The following is a 1,516-nucleotide window of genomic DNA, read 5'->3' on the forward strand; positions in this document are numbered from 1 at the left end:
CCGTGACGCGCCAGCTCGGACCCGCGCGCCCCGCGCAGCCCGCGCCCCGGGACCAGGAGCGACAGGGCTTCGAGCAGGTTGGTCTTGCCGCTGCCATTCTCGCCCGCCACGACCGTGACGGGCGAGTCCGGCCGCCAGGCGAGATGCCGGTAATTCCTGAAATCGGTCAGGGCCAGCCGGTCCAGACGGGCCATGGCGCGGCAGGGAACGCCCCCGGTCAGACCCGCATCGGCATCAGGACGTACAGCGCCGAGGGGCTGCCGACGTCCCGCACGATCGTGGGAGCGGAACTGTCCGAGAAGGCGAATTCGACATCGCGGTCGATCTGGTCGGTGATGTCGTTCAGGTACCGGGCCTGGAAGCCGATTTCGAGGGGGGCCGCGTCATAGGTGACGCTGTTGTCGTCCAGTTCTTCCTTCGCGGTGCCCTGGTCGGGACTGACCGCCGACAGGGTCAGCAGGTTATGGCCCAGCGACAATTTGACGGGACGCGAGCGTTCCTGGCTGATCGCGGCGACGCGGGCGACGGCATCGGAGAAGTCGCGCTTGCCGACGCGCAGGATCTTGTCGTTGCCGCGGGGAATGACCCGGTCATATTCGGGAAAGGTCCCGTCGATCAGCTTCGACGTCAGGGTGACGGTGCCGACCGTAAACTGGATGCGGGTATCGGACAGGCCGATCGCCACGTCTTCCGAGCCCTCGTCCAGCAGCTTGCGCAGTTCGGCCACCGTCTTGCGCGGCACGATCACGCCCGGGATGTCCTCGGCGCCCGGCGGAACCTCGGTTTCGACGCGGGCCAGGCGATGGCCGTCGGTCGCGACGGCGCGCAGCATCGGGCCGTCATCGCCGGTGGCGACGTGCAGATAGATGCCGTTCAGGTAATAGCGCGTTTCCTCGGTCGAGATCGCGAAACGGGTCCGGTCGATCAGCCCGCGCAGGAGGGCGGCCGGCACGTTGAAACGATGCGGCAGGGCGCCCGCCATCATCGAGGGGAAATCGTCGACATCCAGCACGTTCAGGCTGGTGGCGTAGCGCCCGGCCCGCAGCGCCAGCGGCGCGTCGCCGCCGGCATGGTCCAGTTCGATCGCGACCCCGTCGGGCAGCTTGCGCACGATCTCGTACAACACCGCGGCCGGCGCGGTGACGGCGCCGTTGCGTGTGGTCTCGGCGCCGATTTCCTCGACCACCGCGATTTCCATGTCGGTGGCGGTCAGGGTCAGGCGACCGTCGGCAACATTGATCAGGACGTTGGCCAGGATCGGAATCGTGTTCCGCTTCTCGGCGACGCTCTGGATATGGGCCAGGGCCTTGAGCAATGTCGCGCGGTCAGCCTTCAGCTTCATAGGTAGAGACTCTCCTTGCCCGGCACCGTCCTGGCGCGGCGCGATCCCCATCGGGTCTGCGGCGCGGTGGGTGACGCGGATCGTGTATCGCGGTCCTCGCATGCGGTCCGACGGTCGCGCATGATGTTCGGCGCGCAACACTAGCAGCGCGCGCCGCACGCGGAAAGGCCCGGC

At 68.1% G+C, this 1,516-nt stretch carries 2 protein-coding genes; both read right to left on the bottom strand.

All coding sequences use genetic code 11. From position 1 onward, the window contains the following. The coding region (locus HUK84_RS17825; protein ID WP_176641443.1) for an AAA family ATPase at positions 1–194 on the bottom strand (194 nt) is incomplete at its 3' end. A gap of 23 nt (positions 195–217) precedes the next feature. After that, positions 218–1,342 (bottom strand): DNA polymerase III subunit beta, encoded by a 1,125-nt coding sequence (dnaN, locus tag HUK84_RS17830; protein ID WP_176641444.1) that lies wholly within the window; start codon positions 1,340–1,342, stop codon positions 218–220. Positions 1,343–1,516 lie beyond the last annotated feature (174 nt).

It is taken from the genome of Nguyenibacter vanlangensis, assembly GCF_013376155.1.
Lineage (GTDB): Bacteria > Pseudomonadota > Alphaproteobacteria > Acetobacterales > Acetobacteraceae > Gluconacetobacter > Gluconacetobacter vanlangensis.